Below are 21,371 nucleotides of genomic sequence, written 5' to 3' on the forward strand. Positions count from 1 at the left end.
ATCATTTAAAACACTATAGAATCCTCGGTTTTTTTAAAATCGACAGAAAATATTTCTGTCAAAGTCTTCACTAGAATTTTGGTGTCATTGGGTTTCTTAAGATAACCTGCAGCTCCAAATTCCTTTGCCTTGGCAATATCCTTTTCATTATTGGAGGTACTGAAAATAATTACGGACACATCAGGTATCATTTTTTTCTCGCGGATATGCCTGAGACAGTCAAACCCATTCATCAAAGGCATGTTCAAATCCAAAAAAACTAAATTTGGGGGCAAATTCATTTCAGCCAGCTTTTTGATTCCCTCAACGCCATTATTGGCAAAAACACATTCAACACTAGGATCAATATGTGCTACTGCCCACTGGAAAAACAACTGATCATCAATGTCATCATCGATCAATAATATCCTCTTAGAAGTATTCATCAGTTTGTTTGATTGATTAAATACAATATATACTTGATAAGTAGATCGTTACATACATTTATCATGAATGTGCTGGTTAGAGATGTATTATTGGTGATTAGAGGGAAATACCCAGATTTTGAATATCAAATCAAGATTGGAAAATTTAAACAATTCTTTTGAATAATTGTTTAAAAAAATTTGAAAATAATTCAAAGTTAAACCTATAGAAAAAAACAGAAGAAGCCATTAATTACAATTACAAAGTCATTAAACAAAATTCAAATCAGATAATCGTAAAAAAAATATAAAAGCAAACCAAGCAAACATATCAAAAGAGTATTTGCATGGCCCACTTTTCAGTATTACAATAATTGATTTTTATTATCCTAAAAATCAGAAGATTATTTTCTCATCTTCCGCCAAACCCAATCCGTATTTTTTTAATAGTTACACGGTACCGCTCCTAGTTGTTGGTTAGTGAGATATTCCTTTTGGAAACAATTTTCTCAAATTGGGAAGCGGTCAAACCGGTGATTTTTTTGAATTGCGCAGACAAATGGGATACACTACTGTAATTTAGCTTATAGGAAATTTCATTTAGTTTATATTCTCCACTTAACAACATGGTTTTGGCACGGTCAATTTTTTTAAGGATAATATAAAACTGTAAAGTTGTCATCGTCATTTCTGAAAATATATTGGAAATGTAATTGTAACTCAGGTTTAGTTTATCCGATATATAATGTGAGGTTGTGTAATTATAATTCTCTTCACTGAATATAAAATCATCAATGACATCTTTAATCCTTTGAATTAATTGTTCCTGTTGATTTTCCTGAACATAAATCCCATATTCCAATAGATTCAGTTTTAAATTTTCATAGACCTCTTTATTTATTTTATTTAAAAACTCAATTTGGCCACAGTTGGTATAGGAAAATTCAAGTCCAAATTTTTCTATCTCTTTTTCAATTACTTTTTTTGCCAGGGCATGCGGGTTATAATTTAAGATCAGTTTCATAAAATGTTTAGTTTTTAAGGTTATTACTTAGTTTAAAACTCCTTATTAAAATTTGTAAAATCCTATTATTTAAGGAGATCCCATCTATTTTTTGAATAATAGCAAAGATTTTGCCATTTATTGGAAATAAATTATTGCAAATTACAATTGTAATTTTAGCTTCACATTATAGATTTTTTGGATTTTATTGTAATTAAATTAGACATTGAACTGGAAAATATTGATGTTGTTATTGGCTTTGAAAGCTGTCCGTCATTTTATAAGTCCGGAAGACTACATTTTTTTGGGTGAATCTTGTTTCAATTTAAACATTGCACAATTGTTGCTAATTACATTCTTCCAAATTCAATATTGAAAATGAATTTACATTACTTTGTCTAATTAAATTTTAGGGAACAAACCTGCCAGGTTTAAAAGCTTTATATTAAACAGATTCAAGCACAAAGGTAAACCTGGCAGGTTTTTAGCCCCATTCCGGTTTAATCTATATTTTATGAAGCTCGAAAAACATCATGCTTGAGCGGTCAAGAAAACTCCATCTTCGTTGGTTATTTACAACCTCTGTTTTCCTATTGACGGTACTGTTCATAGGATATGTTCAATTCAGTTCCAATCAGCGATGGTCTGAAAATTCACAGGTGTCTGATGACTTTTTAGTGGATTTGGCAATTCTTTATGAGGAATTTGAGAACTTGGAAAAAATGGTTCTCTCTCAGAAAGCCAATGCCAATTCAGGTCATTTGGAAGAGTTTTTCGATTCCAAAAACAAAATTGAGGACCAATTAGCCGAATTGGAGTTTTACATCGGAAAAACAGATATTGAAAATTCTGACCTGGACAGTTTGGTATCCCTGAGCAACAGTTACCTCAATAACAATCAGAAACTTTTCTTGGAAAAAACCCAAACACAAGAGATAGAGGTTGGGCTGGAAGATCAAATGGATTTATCTGGTTTAGAATTGTTTGGTTACCTGGATGCACTGAGCAAAAAAGAAAAGGAAGCAATATCAGGTCAATTTATAAAATTCAGGCGTTTTTGGGAGGTGTATTTTTTAGTAGCTATTGGATTGTTGATATTCCTCTTTATCGTTGGGTTTGTTTATCACCGTATGATCAATTCAGAATTCGATTCCTGTGACGAGGCAGTGCTTCAGAATAAAATCAACCGTGAAATGTTCGAACATGCGGAGAAGCTTGCAGGATTAGGTCATGGATTCTTCAATTTAGATTTGAAAAAGATTTATTTTTCATCCAATCTTTATGGAATCCTGGGTTTTCAGCCAAAGGCATTTCCCCCCTCCATTAAAGGATATCTTAGGCATATCCACCCTGAGGATAGAGCCAAGGTGATTGACACCATGAAATCCCTGTCCCTTACTAATAATACCATTCAGACCAATATCAGGATAATTACTGATTCAGGTGAGATAAAGTACGTGGAAGTCCTTGCTGTTTTGAAGATTGAAAAAAAAGAGAGCATTGTGATTTTTATAAACAGGGACGCGACACCTGAAAAGGTTGCAGAACTTAAATTACTTGAGTTAAATCAAGACCTCACCTTACAGAACAGAATGTTTAAACATGTGAAAGAAATTGCCTCTGTAAGTTATTTAATCATTGAAATTGAAACAAATTCCGTCACCTTTTCTGATAACCTATTTCGGATGCTCGGTCTGGAACCGGATTCTTTTAAAGCCGCAAAGGAAATACTCCTTTCATTTGTGATTGAAGAGGATAAAATCATAGTTTCAGATTGGCTTGATCCGCAATCCAAAGTGGAAGATTTGAAACATCTTCCGGTAAAATTTAAAACTATCAACAGGGAAATTAAATTTATCAGCCTGAGTAGGGAGTTTTTTGAGGATACAGGAAAGATCCTTTTGATCACACTCAAAGACGTGACCTCTGAAGCGCGCATCAACCAACAGCTTGCACTTCAGAATCAGGAGCTTTCCCGAAATAACGCTGAATTGGCGTCATTTAACTACATTGCCAGTCACGACCTGCAGGAACCATTACGCAAAATCCAGACTTTTGTCTCCCTGCTTGATTCCTTGGAAGACCTCAAGCTAACCCAAAAAGCAAAGGATTATTTCTCCGGAATCCAAAGATCAGCAAACAGGATGCAGCTTTTGATTCTCGATCTTCTCCAATTTTCAAGGGTTTCAAAAGTTGAAAAGAATTTTGAACTGACAGATCTAACTATTATCCTAAGGAATACAATGGATGAACTTAGTTTATTGATTGAAGAAAGTAAGGGTATGGTCCATGTGAATGAACTTCCCACAGCAGAAGTCGTACCCCATCAGATGAATCAACTGTTCAAAAATCTGATTCAGAATTCCCTGAAATTCCGAAACGAAGATGTCCCCGTTAGTATTCAAATCACCTCTGAAATTCCAACGGAACAGGAATTGGATCAATTTCCGGATTTTCATCAAGATGATCTCATTAAAATCACCTTCGCCGACAATGGTATTGGCTTTGATCAGATTCATGCTGAATCGATCTTTGTCATTTTTAAAAGACTACATGGCAGATTGGAATTTCCGGGTTCGGGTATCGGACTTGCCATATGTCAAAAGATAATTGAAACCCACAAAGGAAAAATATCCGCTTCGGGCAGTCCCGGTGAAGGAGCAAAATTCACCATAATAATTCCCAAGTACCAGCGGAATGGTGAATCGGAATAAGTTGATCTGTTTGAACAGATCTTACTTTTTCAGATTTAATTTTGAAGAAACCTGCCAGGTTTGTTTAAAGTAATTACAATAGTTTCCCAAGGTTATAGCATTAAAAACCTGGCAGGTTTTTTTGCCCGGGGAATTATGATTTTGGATTCCTTTTTCCTTTGGAGTCAAATATCACTTCTTCATCTCTGCCATTGACCGGATAAAATTTCACTTCATAGAACATTTCGTTATTTACCTCCCTCTTGATGATTTCGACAATCAAGGCTTTGTTGAGAAGGCTGTCCGTTTTGATTTCGTCTAAAATCAACTGTGGCAATTGGATGGTATCCATATCTCCGCTTCTTTCATTTATATTTCTCCCCTCGCGAAAGTTCATTACCGTATCATGTCCAGGAAAATCTTCCTCAAGAGAATCCGCAGAGATTTCGCTACCTGAGATATCATCTGTATCATGAAATTCACTGCTTCGGTTGGTGCAGGATAAATTGACGGCGATTATCATGCACACACTTAGGAAGTGCTTAGCCAAATGTTTCATATCTATATCTATGTTTTACCTTATAGTAGAAATAATTTTTCACTTTACTGAATCTTTATATCAAACGATAAGCAAACCTTTAGCCGGCAAAGTGCATTTCCTGCGGTCAGATCTGAACTGATCGTTAAAATGATCAAATGACCAATGGTCAGATTCTCAACAAATATTGGTCGAATAGGAGGGGCAGTTCTCGGAATTTCGGAGTGGAACAATGTGGGTATAAAAAGTAACAAAATTGGAACTGTTCTTCCCTTTGTGTTTTAAAACAGTCAGAGTTCAATTACTCGGTTTCAGATATATAAAGTATTTATTTTGGGTATTTTTCAAGGATTATTATTACAAATTGCCCTAAATAAGGTCTTTCATTAATTATTTGTATGGAATCATAGATGGGATTTTAATGCGGTATCGAGGTAGGAATGATAATTGGACTTTCTATTTTAAAATTTTATAACTAAACCAAAATAATTATGGAAAATTCAAGAAGACAACAAATAATTTCGGGTTCAAGCCTGGAAGGCACCGATGTAAGGACACCTGCTGACGAAAGTATCGGAGATATTAAGGACATTATGATAGATCTCCAATCAGGCAAGATTTCATATCTTGTGCTTTCAGTAAACACAGGTTTTCTGAATCTGAATAACAAATACTTTGCAGTCCCTTTAAAAGCTTTCACTTTCAATTTTGGAGATGATTATACTAACAAGGATGTTCTGGTATTGGATGTTTCCAAAGAAAGATTAGAAAGCTCGCCGGGCTTCGACAAAGACAACTGGCCTACACATGCTGATTCTGAATTTGTGGATTCAGTTAATTCATTTTATGATATTGATGAAAGAAACGAATCTTCCGGATTTGGCAATTCCCGTGATTCTGACTTGGATGATGCAAGATCAAGTGATTCCACTCTTGGTGAATCCAGATATGATAATATGAGAAGATAATATAGGGCTTATAAATGTGTAATAATTGAAGGCAGGAAAAAATTTCCTGCCTTCAATTTTTTTGATAAAGACAATTTGATAAAAACCGTTTTAAGCCGGAAATTAAATAAACATTCCTTTGTTTTATGTAATAAATTCTAATATACCTTTGCCGATTTTTGTCTTAATCAAGGTGCGCTAAAAGACCGTATCTCATACCTTGCTACATACTTCAATTGCATTACACCAACGAGACAAAATATGATGGGACAATTTATAATTGATGGAAATCCGAATTATTTACACACTAAGGATACCAAAGTCCTGAGTGGCATGTTTCGGGACGGGGAAAGTACAGAAAGGGCTTATAGTTACCTTATTGAAAAGGGGTATTCCACGGATGAGATCAATCTGTTGATGTCAAATCAGACGCAGAAAAGGCATTTTGTCGATATTTCAGAAGATACTGAGGTGGAGGCCGGAGACTATGCTGTCAAAGGTTCAGATATTAAAGAAGGAATAGTTGCAGTAGGTACCACTGTCCACATTGAAGGAAATGAAATCTTTATTGCAGGACCATTGGTTGAGGGTTTGGAAGGGAATCGACTTGCAGGTGGTATAATTGAAAGCTTTGTTAGTTGTGGCATGCCTGAAGCATGGGCAAAATTATATGATTCAGGAATCAGGGAAGGCAATATTGTAATCATGCTTACCCCAAAAGATGATGCAGATGCTGTTTATATTCAAAGTAACTGGAAGAAAAATCAAGGAGAAGAAATTCATTTTTAAGCTCACATAAAGTACTATCAAGGGCTTCTGAGGAAACTCTTGGATTTTTTTATACTTATAAGCCAGGTAATTCTGCCCAATACTTGTTTCGGCTAAAATCTGATTGATCAACCTAGCAAAATCCAATTATGAAAGACCTTACCCAAAATCACATGGATGAGGTAAGATTTATTTCTATTATTAAAATCAGATAACCAATAATGGGCATGAATATTGGAACTGTAAACCATGAATATAATAATTCAGAGGGATAGAATCTCCTGATTTTAGAACTGATTCTGAAATATAAAATTTAATCAAGTAAATTAACTAAATAGATATCTTATGGGAATTGGACTGATTATTTTAGTTTTGCTGCTTTTTATAGGTGGATTTATAACAGTTGGATATTTGAAGCGGAAAAAAGATAAAAAAACCTAACGGGATTATCGTATCGGCTTGGAATTATGTCACTACAAATAAAAAATCCAAATGAAAATCGCCCGTTTGTTAACTTTTCCATTTTGATATTTCTTTTGTCTAATCACTTCTCACCCACCACCCCAATACCATCCCCAATAATCCTTCGGAAAGCTTCAATAGTCAAAGGCTTAGAAATGTATTCACCTACAGATTCATAAGCCAAAGCCCGATTGATGTCTTCGGGATTTAAGGAACTACTGGAAACAATGATTTTAAACATACCCTTTACTTTAGGGTCAAGTTTTTGGAACCTTTCCAAAAACCCCCATACGTTCAGCGTAGGCATTTCCAAATCCAAAATGATGAGATAAATAACCTTACCTATAGTAGGTGCGGTTTCAATTTCCCGGTAAATAAATTCGAGGGCCTGAAATCCATTATGGAATTCCAAAATAGTTCCGTGGTATCCTACAATTTCCAGAAATTTTCTATGGATAAGATTTAATAGAGAATCATCATCAATTAAAATGACTTTCTGCCAGAGGTCGGTATTTACCATTCAGAAATTTGTGGTTAAGGGTTTATTGAAAGAGGAGTAAATGAACTTTATAATGCTGTTATATGAATTTCCGCATAAATACAAGTTGCGAAGTTTTCTATATCAATGGCTGGAATCCCGATACCTATCGGGACGAAGACGGAAGTAAGCAGCAAACTATGGTCCAACCTCAGATCTGGTAGTTTTTCCCCTTTACTTGTATCGTTGTGGATATCCATATCCGGTTATTCGAAAATATAATAAATCTTGACATTTATCAAGAAAATGCGGTAAGGAAACAGGTTATTTCCCTTTAAATCTGTCACTTTCGTCACTCGGTTGGTTTTTGGCTTTTTCGCTGATTCCCATTTCATCCACTCCACCGGTCTCTTCTGTATCCGTATCAGGAACCGGTCTTGATGGATCCGGGGAAATAAATTCTTCGGCAGGTTGTTCACTGCTTTTCCGGTTACCTTTCTCCGGCAAAAGGCCTTTAGCGCTTTTTTTGGAATTTGAATCTGAGGTTTTCATATATGATTGTTTGATTTGGCCAGCGTTTGAATTTTCATTTTAAGTATTATATCAGAACCCGAGTCGATAGGGTTCGTCCAATTCACGTTCGGTTTTAACATTTCTTAAATAGATGGACCGGTCATCTGGGTCATCATGCCCATCGCCCGGGAAAATATCGTCACCGTCCTCGCGGGTTGGAAATTCCCGGTCTTTTTTATCCTTGCTAGGATCATGGATTTCTTCATTTTCCTGTTCCGGATCATATATATCTTCTTCACCCTTCCAATCAGGAGTAGATGAATTATCTGGATATTCTTTCTCAAACCTAAATTCGGGAGACAGGAAAAGATTTCCCCAACCATTCCACATGGCAGGGAACACTATTCCGTGTAGAAGATTTTTATTGGGTTTTTTTGTGTAAGGCGCAGGCATACCTACTGAGGGTTGAATTGCTGATTTTACGGTTTGCATCTTTTGATTTTATGGTTAGAATAAAATATTACCAATTGTCAGACCGAAAATCCAATCACTGATCAAAATGGAATACGGGATAAAAAAACTACCAAAATCACCAATTTATGGCAAAAACTCACCACAATTAAGTCGCCATCGATAATAGCAGAAAACAGGCCTACCATAAAAACTTCACACAAAGGATAATTTTTGTGACACTTTGATAAACTGTGCTTAATCAGAGGATCTAAAAAGTCTGTTAAATTACGGCATAACCATTTCATACCCAAAAAATTCATGTTGAAGCCGCCCTTTGTTTATTTATGAAGACAATCGCCAACTTTTGGACTATACTACCGCAAGTGCAATGTTACTGATATCCCTACCATAGATATTTCTGAGGTACACTTTATTTTCTATTGATTTAATAACGGCACTGCCAAAATCCACCTCTGATAACTTTGAGATCAGGTTTAAAGTCCCCGGACTGAATACATTGATCTCCATCAGCTTATTTCCTACTATATCTACCCCGACCAGAAACATTCCATCCTGAATCAGTTTCGGTTTTAAAATCCTGACCAGGTCAATCATTTCCTGATTAACTTCCGCAAGATCTCCTTTTCCTCCTGCATGGAGGTTGCTCCGGATATCACCTTCTTTGTTGGTCCTTTTCAATGCCGCAAATTTCCCCTTCTCTTCCAATGGCACACCATTCATTAGAAAGAACCTGGTATCACCATTTTTTGCATCGGGCAAATACTCCTGTGCGATGATAAACCCATCCAATGAAATTGCCTCAATGATCTGGTTCATATTTGCTTTTGAATTTTTATCTACCACAAATATATTTTTCCCCCCGGATCCCTGTAAAGGTTTTAGGATCATTTTATGTTTTTGTTCTTTATAGAATTCCTCAATTTCGAGCGGGTCTCTCGTAATAATGGTTCTTGGCCTCAAAATCTCAGGATAATGCTCGAAATACATTTTATTGATAGCATTTGAAAGACTTTGGGGATGGTTGAGAACAATCACGCCGTCCCGGATTGCAATTTGGCCAAAAATATAAGGTGCGGATTGTGCCCAGTTGCGGCTATTGATATCTTCAGAAGGATCGTTCCTCAAAAACAACACATCAAGGTCTACCGAACTTATCTTGTTAGGATCGGAGGTCAGAAGGGCTTTAAGATAAGTTTCACTGGATTTAAAACTTCGTTCCCCAACTGTCCTCGATTTTGCAATCATGTGTCCATCTGCTGAATATCCAAGGTCACCCACCCCGGAAACATAAACTTCATGTCCTCTTTTATGCGCTGAAAAGGCAAGGTAGATAGTAGTATAAACAGCTTTTTCTGTAAAAATATCGTTGACTACGAATGCGATTTTCATTTTATTAATGGGTTTATTTGGTTAGATCGTCCAATGAAATCCCTGTTTTGATTTTCTCTAATCTAACTTTCGATTCAACAGAGTTGAGATAGGAGGGAAGCATTGGCTTTTTTAAAATCCTGACATGGGCAAGTTCTTCAATTAACGGTAAATGTTCCAATGCAAATTTCCCTCCAAATAATAAGGAAAGCTCACCACCTTGATGAATAAAATCAAGTACCTGTATCAGTCCCTTGAGATAGATGGAATCTTTGGTATAACCTCCCCCACGATGCACCCTCATGCTGATAATGAATGCTGTTTTGCTACTAAATCCGTATTCCTTCAACAGTAAATTAAAAGTTTCGATGAAATCCGCCCCGTTTATCAGTGAATCCACCGCCATTACCCTTGCAGCCAAAACCTTCAACCGGTTGATATCCAATCCACCCACCAAATACTCAGACAATACTGCCAATCCCTCTTGGGTCTGTTCGTAACCGGCAAAACCTGAATACATCAATCCAAGAGGTTGGAGATGGCCATTGCAATAGGTCAGTAAGTGTGTTCCCACCTCGTGCTGAATCAGGGCATCCATTCTTGAAGCGCTGATACATAGATTCTTTCCAATTGACAATTCCGGACCGGATACAATCAAACTATTTACATTGTCCTTTATTTTCACCTTGAGCGTCAGGTCAGGGAAATAAGACCGGTATTTGTCCAGTTCCAATTCTGCATAGTGAGCAAAAGTTGCAGCATCCACCGTTTGGTTCTCCTCTTGTTCATTTTCGAAACCATTATTTAACAATGAAATCGCACTGTTTCTTACACTTCGATCGACTTCTCCATAGATACTCCTGCTTAAATGGAGGAATCTCTTCGAACCCCGTTCTTCCAACATGATCAGTTGCTTTTCCAATTCCATGCGTTTGTCCCTCAATAAATAAGCTAATGTGGGATGATCTAAATTTTCCAACCTGATATTAAAAAGTTTCCTTTTTTCTATTTCCGGATCCAAGGAGATCAGGCGATAGGTGAAGTTGGGAAGCTTTGAAAATTTATTTTTCTTGAAAATCTTCCATTCCTCTGTACTGTTAACCGGCGTTACCCTAAGGATAAAATCCAACTTTTCGCTGATGTCAGAAATCTCCTTATCCGCATCCTTTGCCAAGTTATCCAACTGTGTTTTTCCCAAGCTGAGGTAATGCTCAAATTTATTGTTTGATTGTACACGTACAAATTCGTATGCGGCAAGCTTGATCACACTTGCAAATTTTCTGCTCATTTTCCTAAAGAACATAGGGTATTCCAGCCGGTTTTCTACGTCCCTGAAAATAGAAGGGAAGGCAATTCCCAAAAGTAAAGTACCGGTCTTTTTCAGGACATCCAAAGGAATCAAAGGCTCTAAATTTTCAGGATGTCGCTGAGGGGATTCTTTTAAAATAATCTGAAGCCTTGGCAAATGGCGCTTGAAATCAGAAAATCCTTTTTGTAAAACATCGATGGTCGCTGATGTTTTTTTTCCCGGATACCAGATCTCAATATTGTTTTGGCTTTGATGAAGGTCATTGTTCCAGATTTCCAGAATCAGAAAGGTTTTGAAATCGCTGACCGCTACTTCTATCAATTTTTTCAACAAATCCTCGACATTCAGGTCTGCCCTTGCAATCAGAAATGCTCCTTGGGTCCTGACAAGAGAAGAAAGGTAATACTGCGGGGTTTCAATAAACCGATAGACGCAGATAAATGGTAATTTCTGATCGATTACCAACAGACCTTCATTAGGCAAATCAACAGAGATAAACTCTCCATTTTTGAAAGAATCAGAAATACGGGCAATCTGGATCGGATCAATTTGGCTGACCATCTAGCGTTTTGTTTAATATATTCAATACATGATAAGTGGAAGAATGGACCATATCTGAAATCAATCTGATGTCATTTTCAAAACCTTTTCCGGTATGTTCATCCATGAATATTTTTTTGAATTCAATGCTTATGGGGCATATAGCATCTCCATACTGTTCGAATAGCCATTTCCCGAAATATCCTCCTTTAAATTTGATGTTTTCCCTTACATCCAAGTTGCGGCCTTTAAAGTCAAAGTTTCTAAAACATTCCAGCAGGGTTTGCACCTCCGTTTGCCATAATTCCCGGTTCATATTGCCGGTACCCAAATTGACATCAGGATTTGTAAATCGATCTGCTGTTTTACCTTTCCCATCCCTTTGATGATTGTAACTGTGAATATCATACACAACGATTTTTTCATGGAAAGAAAATAATTCATCGAAATATATTTTGGCGGATGCATAAAAATCATCATAAAACCTTAAAGACCTTTCCAAAAATTCGGGTGGGAGTGGCTTTTTCCATACTTCCAATCCCCAGGCGTCCTCAGGTATTTGATACACTGCTTTATCCCTAGGTCTGTTTACATCTACTTCAAACCGGGAATGGTGAACAATGATCCGGTTATCCGAATTGTTTGTCCAAATGGCCGTGAATGGATCTTCTTCCCTTAACCTCGCGGCGTCGTCCAAAGAAAATAAGTTTTTCAGTTCCTTCCTGACCTCATGTCCATCATGAATTGCAGAAATCACCAAAGATGAAGAGCCTTGAATAAATGAAAATCGCTGATCCATATCTAATAAATTTTATTAGAATGATCTAAAATCATGCCCTATAAAACCAATAATTTATATTGAAGCCAATATTAATCTTGATAATAAAAGACAAAAATGTGTGCTGAGTGTAAGCCCGTACAGCTTGATTGTTATGGTACTTAAGAAGCCGGATTTTGCATGAGCAGTAAGTAAATGACGACACTCCACTTAAAAAAAACAGAATGATAGTTAAACTGAAACAATGTTGACCGTAGTTTAAATGAAACATCCGACAAAACGGTATTATCCTTCACAAGAATAATCTCATTCAATTTATGAATAGATAAGTTCATCTCCATGCGGATAAAGGTAAAATGAAAGATGTCCTTTTTCTTTACAAAATTCGAAACGATGTTTACAAAAATTATTGAAAACCGTGGCAGTTTTGAGGTCCATATAAAAAAAAATAAAGGGAAGCCAATCTTTACAAAAGCTCACTGTCTGACTGTACTTCCCTGTTCTTTCATTTCTTAGTCTGCTCCTTCTTGTCCAAAAACAGTATCGTTCTGAGGATTTCTATTAGGGTCAGCACAGAAAATTTGAAAATTTTAATCCATATTTTTAGAAACTGGCGAGAAATATAAAACAGGACGCCAAAGCGACTTCTGGTAGTTTCATTTCTGTTTTTAACCGGTGCTTCAAAAGGCTGTTTATCTTCGGATTTTAAGCTGGTCATGTTCATGTCTAGTATTTTTATTGAAATTCTTGAAGTTCAATTGTCAGACCGAAATTGATGTGACCTGATAAATTGAAGAAATTGGGCAAAAAAACGTTGCCTTTGTCTATATTTTTCCAAAAAATTTGACATATGTTTAAAAGAGCCTTGGTGGAGTTGATTAGCACTGAACAATAATTACACACCATGTTGTATTTTGGTAACACTTAGATAATGAAAATCCATTTGGATTGGGGCCTTAGGCAATTCGAAAAGGGTTTAAATTTGAAAAACCATATTGCATCAATAGGTGTTAATGCTAATTCCATTGAATTAAAATTGTCAGCATATGTTTTGTTCCCTGATTCCAGGTTAAATTGTAATAATTGTAATAATAGACTCTGATAATCACCAAATGACACCAAAATGGAATTTTTAGAAAAATTAGAGTTTTTCGGGCCTTATAAAACTCTCCTCTTATTTATAGGTTTGGCTATTCTTGCGGCAACCTACCTGCCAAGATTCCTTTCTTCCTACCCGGTTTCAATGCCGATGGTCGTACTGGGTCTGGGATTAATCGCAAGTATATTTCCCTTGAACGTTGATCCTGATTTAATCTATTCCCATACATGGCTTTTGGAACATGTGACGGAACTGGCTGTCATTATAGCTCTGATGGAGGCAGGGCTAAAGATTGACCGGCTTTTTGAGTGGAAAACATGGAGAATACCCTGGAGATTGCTAAGCATTACAATGCTCCTCACTATATTTTTGATTGGGATTACAGGTTGGTGGATTGGGGGACTTTTGCCGGCGACAGCATTGCTATTGGGTGCGGTGGTCGCACCGACCGACCCTGTCCTGGCAAGTGATATTCAAGTTGCGGGACCTAACCAAGGTGCCAGAGATGAAGAGTCAGGTAAAGAAGAACATGAACCAAACAGGGCAGAGGATGAGGTAAGGTTCTCCCTGACCTCAGAAGCAGGTTTAAATGACGGATTGGCATTTCCATTTACTTATTTGGCGATTTTTTTAGCCGGAGCCGGATTAAGTCAGGAACTGATCTGGTCTTGGGTTGCAACTCACGTAGTTTATAAGATTGGAATAGGTGTGTCCATAGGCTATTTTGGAGGGTGGCTTGCCGGAAAGTATCTTCTTACACTTCCAGCTTACAGTGACCATTCCAAAGCAATCTCAGGATTGTCATCCTTGGCTCTTACCCTCATTCTTTATGGAATCACAGAATTAGTGGCAGGTTATGGTTTTATTGCCGTTTTCGTTGGCGCACTGACATTGCGCAGATATGATCCGGATCATTTAAAGCACTCAAACCTCCATAGCTTTATCGATAAAGTTCAACGGATATTGACCAGTTGCCTGATACTGGCATTTGGTATTGTTTTAGGGCTGGGATTTTTGGTTGATGTCACGGTGGTCGAGATTATCATTACAGTTTTAATTGTCTTCTTTATTCGGCCTTTGTCCGGAATTGTTGGGCTCATAGGTTCAAAACTTCCAAAAAAAGAAATTTGGGCCATCAGCTTTTTGGGACTAAGGGGAATAGGATCACTGTATTATTTCTTTTATGCCATAAATATCCACGATTTTGAAGGAAAGAATTCGGTTTTAACCATACTGATGCTGACTATCCTCTTTTCTATTATAATCCATGGATTTCTGGGACCTCTGATTATGAAGCATCTCGATTCAAGAACCCGTCAATTATCCTGAATTTTCTTGAAGATTAGCTTTGAATTTCCTCTCGAGCTATCGAAATAAAATCAGCACCGTTTCAAAGCTCCCCAATTAAAATTCGATGAAAAAGAAGCATTCCTGATTTTCCGGAATTTCAAAGAGGAATTGATTAATTTCCGCCCTATATTCAATTGCAATTATAATTTCTATTTATCTGAATCACTTAACATCTCAAAAATGGAAAATCAATTTATAGAATTTTTCCGAAAACTGTTTGACACATCGGATTTTCCAGCCAGATGGAATTGCGGACAGTGGTCTGATTTTCATGGATGGTTATATATCATCAGTGACCTGATGGTCTGGTCAGCCTATTTCGCCATTCCTGTATTCATTTTAGTCTATGTTTATAAAAGGCGAGATGTTCGATTTCATAGCATATATTTTCTTTTTGCGGCTTTTATTCTCTCCTGCGGAGCCACCCATTTGATAGACGCCGCTATCTTTTGGATACCCATGTACCGGTTGAGTGCCCTTTCGCTTTTTATTACGGGAGTGGTGAGTTGGACGACAGTTATTTACCTTATCAAACAGGCTCCAAAAGCGCTTTCACTGAAAACAGCCGAAGAATTGGAAGTTGAGGTAGAAAGCAGGATAAAAGCTGAGGAGGAGTTAAAAATCAAGCTCAGACAACTCAATGAAGCTCAGGCCCTGGCCCGTATGGGTTCCTGGGAATGGGAAGTAGCTCCCAACAAGCTTTGCTGGTCGGATGAATTGTTTAATGTTTACGATCTTCCTGTTTCTTCCGTGGGATTGTCCTTTGAGGATTTTTTAGGTTATGTTCATCCTGAGGATAAGGAGTATGTGGGAGATACCATAAAGCAGGCATTAATTGATAAAAAGTTTCCTGACTTTTATCACCGGATTGTTACTCCCAAAGGAAATGTCAAAACACTTCATGCAAAGGGAAACATCATCCTGGATCCGGAGGGTGAAATAGTCAAAATGATTGGTACCGGACAGGATGTAACCAATCAAAAACAAGCCGAACAGGCATTGCTTTATAAATCGAGAGAGCTTCAGGAGGTCAATAAGGAATTACAAAAATTTGCTTATGTCGCTTCTCATGACTTGCAGGAACCTTTACGTAAAATAAAGACTTTTATCTCTCTTCTGGAGCCGCGGATGGCTTCAATTTATGAGGATGAAAAATGCAGTGGCTACCTCCAAAAGATGGGTGCCGCAGCCTCCAGAATGCAGAATCTAATGCATGATATTCTGAGTTTCTCCCGGATTTCGTCGGCTACTGTTGAATTTGAAAATATTGATTTGAATGAGGTGGTAAATGATGTTTTGGTTGATATGGAAATTTCTATCCTGAGCTCCCAGGCTAAAATCAACGTACAGCGTTTGCCGGAAATCACAGCGAGTGAATCTCAATGGAGGCAGTTGTTTCAGAACCTAATAAGCAATGCCATCAAATACGCCAAACCAGGGTCCACCCCTGTAATCGATATCAGTTCGGAAATCATCCAAGGAACTGCCATACCTTCAAATTCACCTATGAAATCCCGATATAAATTCAAGGAGTGGGATGAGAATTACTATTGGGCCCGTGAAAAATTCTGCAGCATTTCTGTCCGGGATCAAGGTATTGGCATAGAACCTGAATATTACACCAAAATTTTTGAGGTATTTCAACGGCTTCATTCTCTAAAGGAATATGAGGGCACGGGAATAGGATTGGCCATCTGTAAAAAGATAGTTGATTATCATCATGGCATTATTTATGTTAATAGCCCCAACGATGATACTGTTTTCACTATTGTCGTACCGGTTTCGCAAGACAATTTTGAAGATAATCCACAAAATCTATAAATAGCCCTAAAACAAAATTTTATGGAAATTGCATTTAAAAGCCGCACTGGAATTCAATATATAAATAACCTTTCCAAAACACCAATAATAGTTCCGCTTGACAAGGCTGAAAGCCAGGTAAATAATCGATTAGAAATCATCATAGCTGATGATGATGAAGATGATCAGGAACTGTTGGCAGAAGCTATCAGTGAAATATCTTCAAATACCAATATCAGATTGGCCGGTAACGGAAAAGATCTTATGAAAAAGCTTCGGGAACTTACTCTTCCGGATTTGGTATTTCTGGATTTGAATATGCCCCTAATGAATGGATTCGAATGTTTGGAATTAATAAAAAAGGATCCAAAATTAAAGAATGTTCCGGTGCTGATATATTCTACCTCAGCCAATCCAGATCAGATTGAAAGGACCTTCCAGGATGGCGCACACTTATATATCCAAAAACCAAGCAATATAACTGAGTTGAAGAATATTGTTAAAAAAATAATGGATATCACCTGGGATAATTCAGCTCTTCGACCCACAAGGAAAGAATTTTTGTTGGGAGGTTAATTTTGGACTTGTGCAATAAAATTCACTATACTTCCTATCTATAAACATCACTCGAAAAAAATAATACTTAACAATTTGGGAAGTGTCGAAATTTTATATTCATTTGATGAAATTTTCCACACATGAGACGTCAGCTTCTGGATTTATTCCAGGCATTTACCTACGGTATATTTTGTGTCTCAATGATTGTTTTTTCATTGTGGTTTGCCAAAACTTCTGAAACCAGTTCAAATTGTACCATTGAAGCATCTTTTGAGAAAATAAGCAAAGGTAATGGTACTGCTTACTTAGTCAGGGAAAATATCTTTGTTTCGGCAAACAGTTTATCACAATTTTCACAAGAAAAAACCAAAACCCAATCTGGAGAATACAGCTGTTTTTTAGGGTACAAATCTATAAGCTATTATCAATCATTTTTTAATATAAGAATACTCAGTGAGCCGAAGTATAGTAGCCTGTTGGATCAGCTCCACAACATTCTCTTCTATTTTTGAGAATGCCCAAGCCTTCATTGCACCGAAATCCTCGGCACAAGCACTGGGGAGGCAAAAACAATCCATTCATTTAATTATTTAGATTTTCTACCTTCTTGTTGATGGAAAATAAAACTTTGGCGAAGGATGCCTGGGGTTCCAGGTTAGGCCTAATCCTGGCTATGGCAGGCAATGCTGTAGGTCTTGGAAACTTCTTACGCTTTCCCGTTCAGGCCGTTCAAAATGGCGGAGGTGCATTTATCATTCCTTATCTTGTTTGTTTTTTGATTCTGGGCATACCCCTCTTATTTATTGAATGGTCTTCCGGACGGTTTGGGGGTAAATTTGGCAACCACAGTACACCCTTTATTCTCGACACCATGGGCAAAGGGAGGCTGTGGAAATATGTTGGTGTGTTTGGTATCTTCACCAATATCGCCGTAGTGGCATATTATACCTATATAGAGTCATGGAGCTTGTCCTATGTTCTTCACACCATACTAGGCACATTTGAAGGCATGTCGCAGACTCAAGTTGCCCAGTTTTTCGATGATTACATTTCGATTGGTTCAAGCACTACCGGCATTCCATTTGAACCTATAGTGTTCTATGTTTTGGTCTTAATACTGAATGTTTACATTTTATCCAAAGGCCTTGGCGGTATAGAAAAAGCTGCCAAGATAGGAATGCCTCTTTTAATCATGTTTGGTATCATACTGGCTATCAAAGCCCTGACTCTAGGAGAATCAGGAAAATCGATTCAATTTCCCGATGCGAGCGCATGGGATGGGTTGAATTTTCTTTGGACACCTCAATATGACTCTTTACTCAACCCTAAAGTATGGTTAGCAGCAGCAGGCCAGATCTTTTTTACACTCTCTGTAGGAATGGGTACCATTCAGTGTTATGCTTCTTACCTGAAAGCCAATGACGATGTCGCCTTGAATTCCATTTCAGCGGGTTTTATGAATGAATTTGTAGAGGTGGTGCTTGGAAGCTCCATCGTTATACCTATTGCGGCGGGATTCTTAGGTTTGGATTGGGTATTGGAAAACGCTGGCTTTGGCATGGCGTTCCAGACGATGCCATTTCTATTTCAGCAATGGGGACCGGTAATAGCTGCATTTTCAGGAATATTCTGGTTTGGATTGTTGTTTTTTGCAGGCATCACTTCATCTCTCGCCATGGGTACACCTTGGATGGGCTTTATGAAGGATGAATTTGGTTGGGGTATGAAAAGAGGAGCTTGGTCTTTTGGACTGTTGGCTTTGATTATGGGATTGCCGACTGTCCTTTTTTATCATCATGGCTATTTTGATGAATACGATTATTGGGCCGGAACTGTCAGCCTCGTCATTTTCGCCTTATTGGAATCCATCTTGTTTTCATGGGTTTTTGGGATCAACAAAGGCTGGCAGGAAATCACCGATGGTGCAGACATTCAGGTGCCGGTAATCTACAAGTTCATCATCAAATATATCACGCCATTATTACTCCTCCTGGTTTTCATAGGAGCTTTGGTGACACCTCATGGAAATGATTGGATGGCCAATATCAACAACCTACTAAGTGGTCATTCTTGGGAATTGGATGATAGTTCTATCATCAAAAAGTTGTCATTGTATGAATATAAGAATCAACTTATGGAAGCTAAAACGCAACTTGATCGGGAGGTCATAGAAGATAAGATATTCTATTCCAACTTTGCGAGAATCCAATTGGTATCACTCTTTCTATTCATTGTATTATTAGTTTACTACGCTAATACCAGAAGAACTAAATTATTCACAAAATGAACCTTATACCCTTACTTGTACTCCTATTCTCCCAAAGTATAGTGACAGGCGCCACGATCTATTTCTTGTGGAAGGTCATGAAAACACCGTTGGAAGACGAGGAAAATCAATGATGCAAATAGAATACTTGATCCCGATTGTTGCTTTTATCCTGGCAGCTTATTCGGTGATTGGCAATGACGTCATCCAGACCCTGGGAACTTTTCTCACTTCCAACAGTGACAAAAAGTGGTGGATTCTATGGCTATACGCCTCAGTTATCTTGGCTACTCTTTTGATTTATGGGTGGTATGTACACAATGGGGATGTTTCTTATGGGAGACTGGAGCAGATACCATTACCGGAAAAGATGGCTTTGTGGTACTTGATTCCCCCTGTGGTTTTGATAATTCTTACCCGCATGGGATTTCCGGTCAGTACCACCTTTCTCATCCTGAGTGTCTTTTCAACCCAAACGGTCATTGAAAAAATGATCATCAAATCCGTTCTGGGATATGGAGTGGCATTTGTATTTGCAGTGGGTCTTTACCTGCTTATTGCCAATAAACTGGAGTCAAAAGAAAGCTTTCAGCGAACAGGAAAATCACACAACAGGATGTGGCTGGCTGCACAGTGGGTTTCCACCGGGTTGCTGTGGGGACAATGGCTGATTCAGGATTTTGCCAACATCTATGTATATCTTCCCAGAAAGCTCGGAGTTCAAGAATTGATATTTTCTCTGATCATCATTTTGGGGCTGATGGCATATTTGTTCAAGACAAGAGGTGGTAAAATTCAGGAGATTGTTAATTCCAAATCCAATATAAGACACATACGTTCTGCAACAATCATCGACTTGGTTTATGCACTGATTCTCTTTCTATTCGCCAACTTAAGCAATATCCCTATGAGTACCACATGGGTGTTTATTGGAATTTTGGCGGGAAGAGAAATGGCGATTAGCTATAGATTGAACAAGCATGAAATGAAAAAATCAAGAAATTCAATCATCAAAGACCTTTACAAGGTTAATGTTGGACTAGTTGTCAGTGTTTTGATCGCATACCTTATAGGATATCTTAATTCAAATTATTAAAACCTTCTGAAAAAATTATTAAAATATGACAATCTTTATTATCAGCTCATTAGTTGCTATTGTGGTTTCTTTTCTCTGCTCATTGACAGAAGCAGCACTATTGAGTTTAAACAGCGTGAAAATCGAAACAGACAGACAAAAAGGTCTGAAGTATGCAATTATTCTTGATAAACTAAAAGGGAACATTAACAGGCCAATTGCTGCCATATTGATTTTGAATACTGTTGCCCATACAGGTGGGGCAACAATAGCCGGAAGTGCTTTTGACGAAATTTACGGAGACGAATGGATTTGGGTATTTTCAGTTGTGTTTACAATCATCATACTATTTGGGACAGAAATTCTTCCAAAAGTCATTGGTGTTTCTAACTCAGATAATTTATCTAAATATATTGCCATGCCTTTAGACATTACAATTAAGGCACTATATCCCCTCATTTACCTTACAGATCTTTTCAATAGATTGATTTTGAAGAAAAAAGATAAAACTGTAAAGTATTCTTTAGAAGACATTCAGACAATCGCCAAGGTAGCTCAGGTAGAAAACATTATCAACAAGGATCAAGAAGATATTATCATTAAAACCTCAAACCTGAAAAGCAGAAAAATAGATGAAATCATGCTCCCGCTTTCGGAAGTCATATATTTTCCGGAGACCATAGGCATTGATGATTACTACGCCTTAGCTGAAAAACATTTGCATACAAGGTATCCTGTAAGCAGGACTGATTCGCCTCAGGATATTTTTGGTTATTTGAATTTCAAAGAGATTGCTTTACAGTGGGATAACATATCATTGGGTAACTTACAAAAATTCATCAGACCGATTCTATTCGTAAAAAGTACGCAAAGCATAATCCAAGTGCTTAAAGACCTAAATACAAAAAGGTATCATTTGGCAATTGTAGAAAATGAAAATGGAGAATT

General features: G+C 37.4%; 19 protein-coding genes. 9 read left to right on the forward strand and 10 right to left on the reverse strand.

Annotated features, from left to right (window positions below):
• Positions 1-5: 5 nt before the first annotated feature.
• A complete protein-coding gene (locus ACEW8O_RS10520) occupies positions 6-425 on the reverse strand; it encodes a response regulator (protein WP_373494588.1) in 420 nt (139 codons plus the stop codon).
• 445 nt (positions 426-870) lie between these two features.
• Positions 871-1,428, reverse strand: a complete 558-nt coding sequence (locus ACEW8O_RS10525; RefSeq protein WP_373494589.1) for a helix-turn-helix domain-containing protein — start codon at positions 1,426-1,428, stop codon at positions 871-873.
• A 512-nt stretch (positions 1,429-1,940) separates the two neighbouring features.
• Between ACEW8O_RS10525 and ACEW8O_RS10530 the strand changes: the two genes are divergently transcribed.
• Complete coding sequence (locus ACEW8O_RS10530; protein ID WP_373494590.1) at positions 1,941-4,121, forward strand: ATP-binding protein; 2,181 nt, start codon at positions 1,941-1,943, stop codon at positions 4,119-4,121.
• Between the two features lie 133 nt (positions 4,122-4,254).
• Here ACEW8O_RS10530 and ACEW8O_RS10535 read toward each other — a convergent pair whose 3' ends face one another.
• Positions 4,255-4,659, reverse strand: coding sequence for a hypothetical protein (locus tag ACEW8O_RS10535; RefSeq protein ID WP_373494591.1), 405 nt, complete (start codon positions 4,657-4,659; stop codon positions 4,255-4,257).
• Positions 4,660-5,129: 470 nt separating this feature from the next.
• On the opposite strand from ACEW8O_RS10535, the gene ACEW8O_RS10540 reads away from it, so the two are divergent.
• Together ACEW8O_RS10540 and ACEW8O_RS10545 are read left to right on the forward strand one after the other, a co-directional pair.
• Complete coding sequence (locus ACEW8O_RS10540; protein WP_373494592.1) at positions 5,130-5,606, forward strand: PRC-barrel domain-containing protein; 477 nt, start codon at positions 5,130-5,132, stop codon at positions 5,604-5,606.
• Positions 5,607-5,849: 243 nt separating this feature from the next.
• Entirely contained in the window at positions 5,850-6,374 is a 525-nt protein-coding gene (locus tag ACEW8O_RS10545; protein WP_373494593.1) for a hypothetical protein, read from the forward strand.
• A gap of 523 nt (positions 6,375-6,897) precedes the next feature.
• On the opposite strand, the gene ACEW8O_RS10550 is transcribed toward ACEW8O_RS10545, so the two are convergent.
• From ACEW8O_RS10550 to ACEW8O_RS10575, 6 genes are all read right to left on the reverse strand, one after another.
• Positions 6,898-7,335 (reverse strand): response regulator, encoded by a 438-nt coding sequence (locus ACEW8O_RS10550; RefSeq protein ID WP_373494594.1) that lies wholly within the window; start codon positions 7,333-7,335, stop codon positions 6,898-6,900.
• A gap of 282 nt (positions 7,336-7,617) precedes the next feature.
• Positions 7,618-7,845: a hypothetical protein gene (locus ACEW8O_RS10555; protein WP_373494595.1), complete on the reverse strand. Its 228-nt coding sequence runs from the start codon at positions 7,843-7,845 to the stop codon at positions 7,618-7,620.
• A 51-nt stretch (positions 7,846-7,896) separates the two neighbouring features.
• Positions 7,897-8,298 carry a hypothetical protein gene (locus tag ACEW8O_RS10560; RefSeq protein ID WP_373494596.1) on the reverse strand — a complete coding sequence of 134 codons (402 nt, stop codon included), beginning with the start codon at positions 8,296-8,298 and terminating at the stop codon, positions 7,897-7,899.
• A 330-nt stretch (positions 8,299-8,628) separates the two neighbouring features.
• On the reverse strand, positions 8,629-9,669 hold the full coding sequence (locus tag ACEW8O_RS10565; protein ID WP_373494597.1) for a glutathione synthetase: 1,041 nt from the start codon (positions 9,667-9,669) through the stop codon (positions 8,629-8,631).
• A 13-nt stretch (positions 9,670-9,682) separates the two neighbouring features.
• Positions 9,683-11,518 carry a flavohemoglobin expression-modulating QEGLA motif protein gene (locus tag ACEW8O_RS10570; protein ID WP_373494598.1) on the reverse strand — a complete coding sequence of 612 codons (1,836 nt, stop codon included), beginning with the start codon at positions 11,516-11,518 and terminating at the stop codon, positions 9,683-9,685.
• Positions 11,502-12,296, reverse strand: a complete 795-nt coding sequence (locus ACEW8O_RS10575; protein ID WP_373494599.1) for an N-formylglutamate amidohydrolase — start codon at positions 12,294-12,296, stop codon at positions 11,502-11,504. Before ACEW8O_RS10575 ends, ACEW8O_RS10570 begins: the two co-directional genes overlap by 17 nt.
• A 1,102-nt stretch (positions 12,297-13,398) precedes the next feature.
• Here ACEW8O_RS10575 and ACEW8O_RS10580 point away from each other — a divergent pair.
• From ACEW8O_RS10580 to ACEW8O_RS10590, 3 genes are all read left to right on the forward strand, one after another.
• On the forward strand, positions 13,399-14,703 hold the full coding sequence (locus tag ACEW8O_RS10580) for a cation:proton antiporter (protein ID WP_373494600.1): 1,305 nt from the start codon (positions 13,399-13,401) through the stop codon (positions 14,701-14,703).
• A gap of 201 nt (positions 14,704-14,904) precedes the next feature.
• The gene (locus ACEW8O_RS10585; RefSeq protein ID WP_373494601.1) at positions 14,905-16,545 is read left to right on the forward strand and encodes an ATP-binding protein; all 1,641 of its coding nucleotides are present in this window, start codon (positions 14,905-14,907) and stop codon (positions 16,543-16,545) included.
• 21 nt (positions 16,546-16,566) lie between these two features.
• The gene (locus tag ACEW8O_RS10590) at positions 16,567-17,100 is read left to right on the forward strand and encodes a response regulator (protein WP_373494602.1); all 534 of its coding nucleotides are present in this window, start codon (positions 16,567-16,569) and stop codon (positions 17,098-17,100) included.
• A 410-nt stretch (positions 17,101-17,510) separates the two neighbouring features.
• Here ACEW8O_RS10590 and ACEW8O_RS10595 read toward each other — a convergent pair whose 3' ends face one another.
• The gene (locus ACEW8O_RS10595) at positions 17,511-17,660 is read right to left on the reverse strand and encodes a hypothetical protein (protein ID WP_373494603.1); all 150 of its coding nucleotides are present in this window, start codon (positions 17,658-17,660) and stop codon (positions 17,511-17,513) included.
• Positions 17,661-17,695: 35 nt separating this feature from the next.
• On the opposite strand from ACEW8O_RS10595, the gene ACEW8O_RS10600 reads away from it, so the two are divergent.
• The 3 genes from ACEW8O_RS10600 to ACEW8O_RS10610 form a co-directional block, all read left to right on the forward strand.
• Complete coding sequence (locus ACEW8O_RS10600) at positions 17,696-19,369, forward strand: sodium:calcium symporter (RefSeq protein WP_373494604.1); 1,674 nt, start codon at positions 17,696-17,698, stop codon at positions 19,367-19,369.
• Between the two features lie 109 nt (positions 19,370-19,478).
• Entirely contained in the window at positions 19,479-20,444 is a 966-nt protein-coding gene (locus tag ACEW8O_RS10605; RefSeq protein WP_373494605.1) for a hypothetical protein, read from the forward strand.
• A 25-nt stretch (positions 20,445-20,469) separates the two neighbouring features.
• The coding region (locus tag ACEW8O_RS10610; protein WP_373494606.1) for a CNNM domain-containing protein at positions 20,470-21,371 on the forward strand (902 nt) is incomplete at its 3' end.

It is taken from the genome of Aquiflexum sp., assembly GCF_041749095.1.
In the GTDB taxonomy this organism is placed as follows: domain Bacteria; phylum Bacteroidota; class Bacteroidia; order Cytophagales; family Cyclobacteriaceae; genus Aquiflexum.

What these genes read in the sequence shown, in the direction of transcription:
- ACEW8O_RS10535 (WP_373494591.1), bottom strand. Translation starts at nt 4,659, where the DNA reads ATGAAACATTTGGCTAAGCACTTCCTAAGTGTGTGCATGATAATCGCC.
- ACEW8O_RS10590 (WP_373494602.1), top strand. Translation starts at nt 16,567, where the DNA reads ATGGAAATTGCATTTAAAAGCCGCACTGGAATTCAATATATAAATAAC.
- ACEW8O_RS10525 (WP_373494589.1), bottom strand. Translation starts at nt 1,428, where the DNA reads ATGAAACTGATCTTAAATTATAACCCGCATGCCCTGGCAAAAAAAGTA.
- ACEW8O_RS10565 (WP_373494597.1), bottom strand. Translation starts at nt 9,669, where the DNA reads ATGAAAATCGCATTCGTAGTCAACGATATTTTTACAGAAAAAGCTGTT.
- ACEW8O_RS10540 (WP_373494592.1), top strand. Translation starts at nt 5,130, where the DNA reads ATGGAAAATTCAAGAAGACAACAAATAATTTCGGGTTCAAGCCTGGAA.
- ACEW8O_RS10555 (WP_373494595.1), bottom strand. Translation starts at nt 7,845, where the DNA reads ATGAAAACCTCAGATTCAAATTCCAAAAAAAGCGCTAAAGGCCTTTTG.
- ACEW8O_RS10600 (WP_373494604.1), top strand. Translation starts at nt 17,696, where the DNA reads ATGGAAAATAAAACTTTGGCGAAGGATGCCTGGGGTTCCAGGTTAGGC.
- ACEW8O_RS10550 (WP_373494594.1), bottom strand. Translation starts at nt 7,335, where the DNA reads ATGGTAAATACCGACCTCTGGCAGAAAGTCATTTTAATTGATGATGAT.
- ACEW8O_RS10580 (WP_373494600.1), top strand. Translation starts at nt 13,399, where the DNA reads ATGGAATTTTTAGAAAAATTAGAGTTTTTCGGGCCTTATAAAACTCTC.
- ACEW8O_RS10520 (WP_373494588.1), bottom strand. Translation starts at nt 425, where the DNA reads ATGAATACTTCTAAGAGGATATTATTGATCGATGATGACATTGATGAT.
- ACEW8O_RS10605 (WP_373494605.1), top strand. Translation starts at nt 19,479, where the DNA reads ATGATGCAAATAGAATACTTGATCCCGATTGTTGCTTTTATCCTGGCA.
- ACEW8O_RS10560 (WP_373494596.1), bottom strand. Translation starts at nt 8,298, where the DNA reads ATGCAAACCGTAAAATCAGCAATTCAACCCTCAGTAGGTATGCCTGCG.
- ACEW8O_RS10530 (WP_373494590.1), top strand. Translation starts at nt 1,941, where the DNA reads ATGCTTGAGCGGTCAAGAAAACTCCATCTTCGTTGGTTATTTACAACC.
- ACEW8O_RS10545 (WP_373494593.1), top strand. Translation starts at nt 5,850, where the DNA reads ATGGGACAATTTATAATTGATGGAAATCCGAATTATTTACACACTAAG.
- ACEW8O_RS10570 (WP_373494598.1), bottom strand. Translation starts at nt 11,518, where the DNA reads ATGGTCAGCCAAATTGATCCGATCCAGATTGCCCGTATTTCTGATTCT.
- ACEW8O_RS10585 (WP_373494601.1), top strand. Translation starts at nt 14,905, where the DNA reads ATGGAAAATCAATTTATAGAATTTTTCCGAAAACTGTTTGACACATCG.
- ACEW8O_RS10595 (WP_373494603.1), bottom strand. Translation starts at nt 17,660, where the DNA reads ATGGATTGTTTTTGCCTCCCCAGTGCTTGTGCCGAGGATTTCGGTGCA.
- ACEW8O_RS10575 (WP_373494599.1), bottom strand. Translation starts at nt 12,296, where the DNA reads ATGGATCAGCGATTTTCATTTATTCAAGGCTCTTCATCTTTGGTGATT.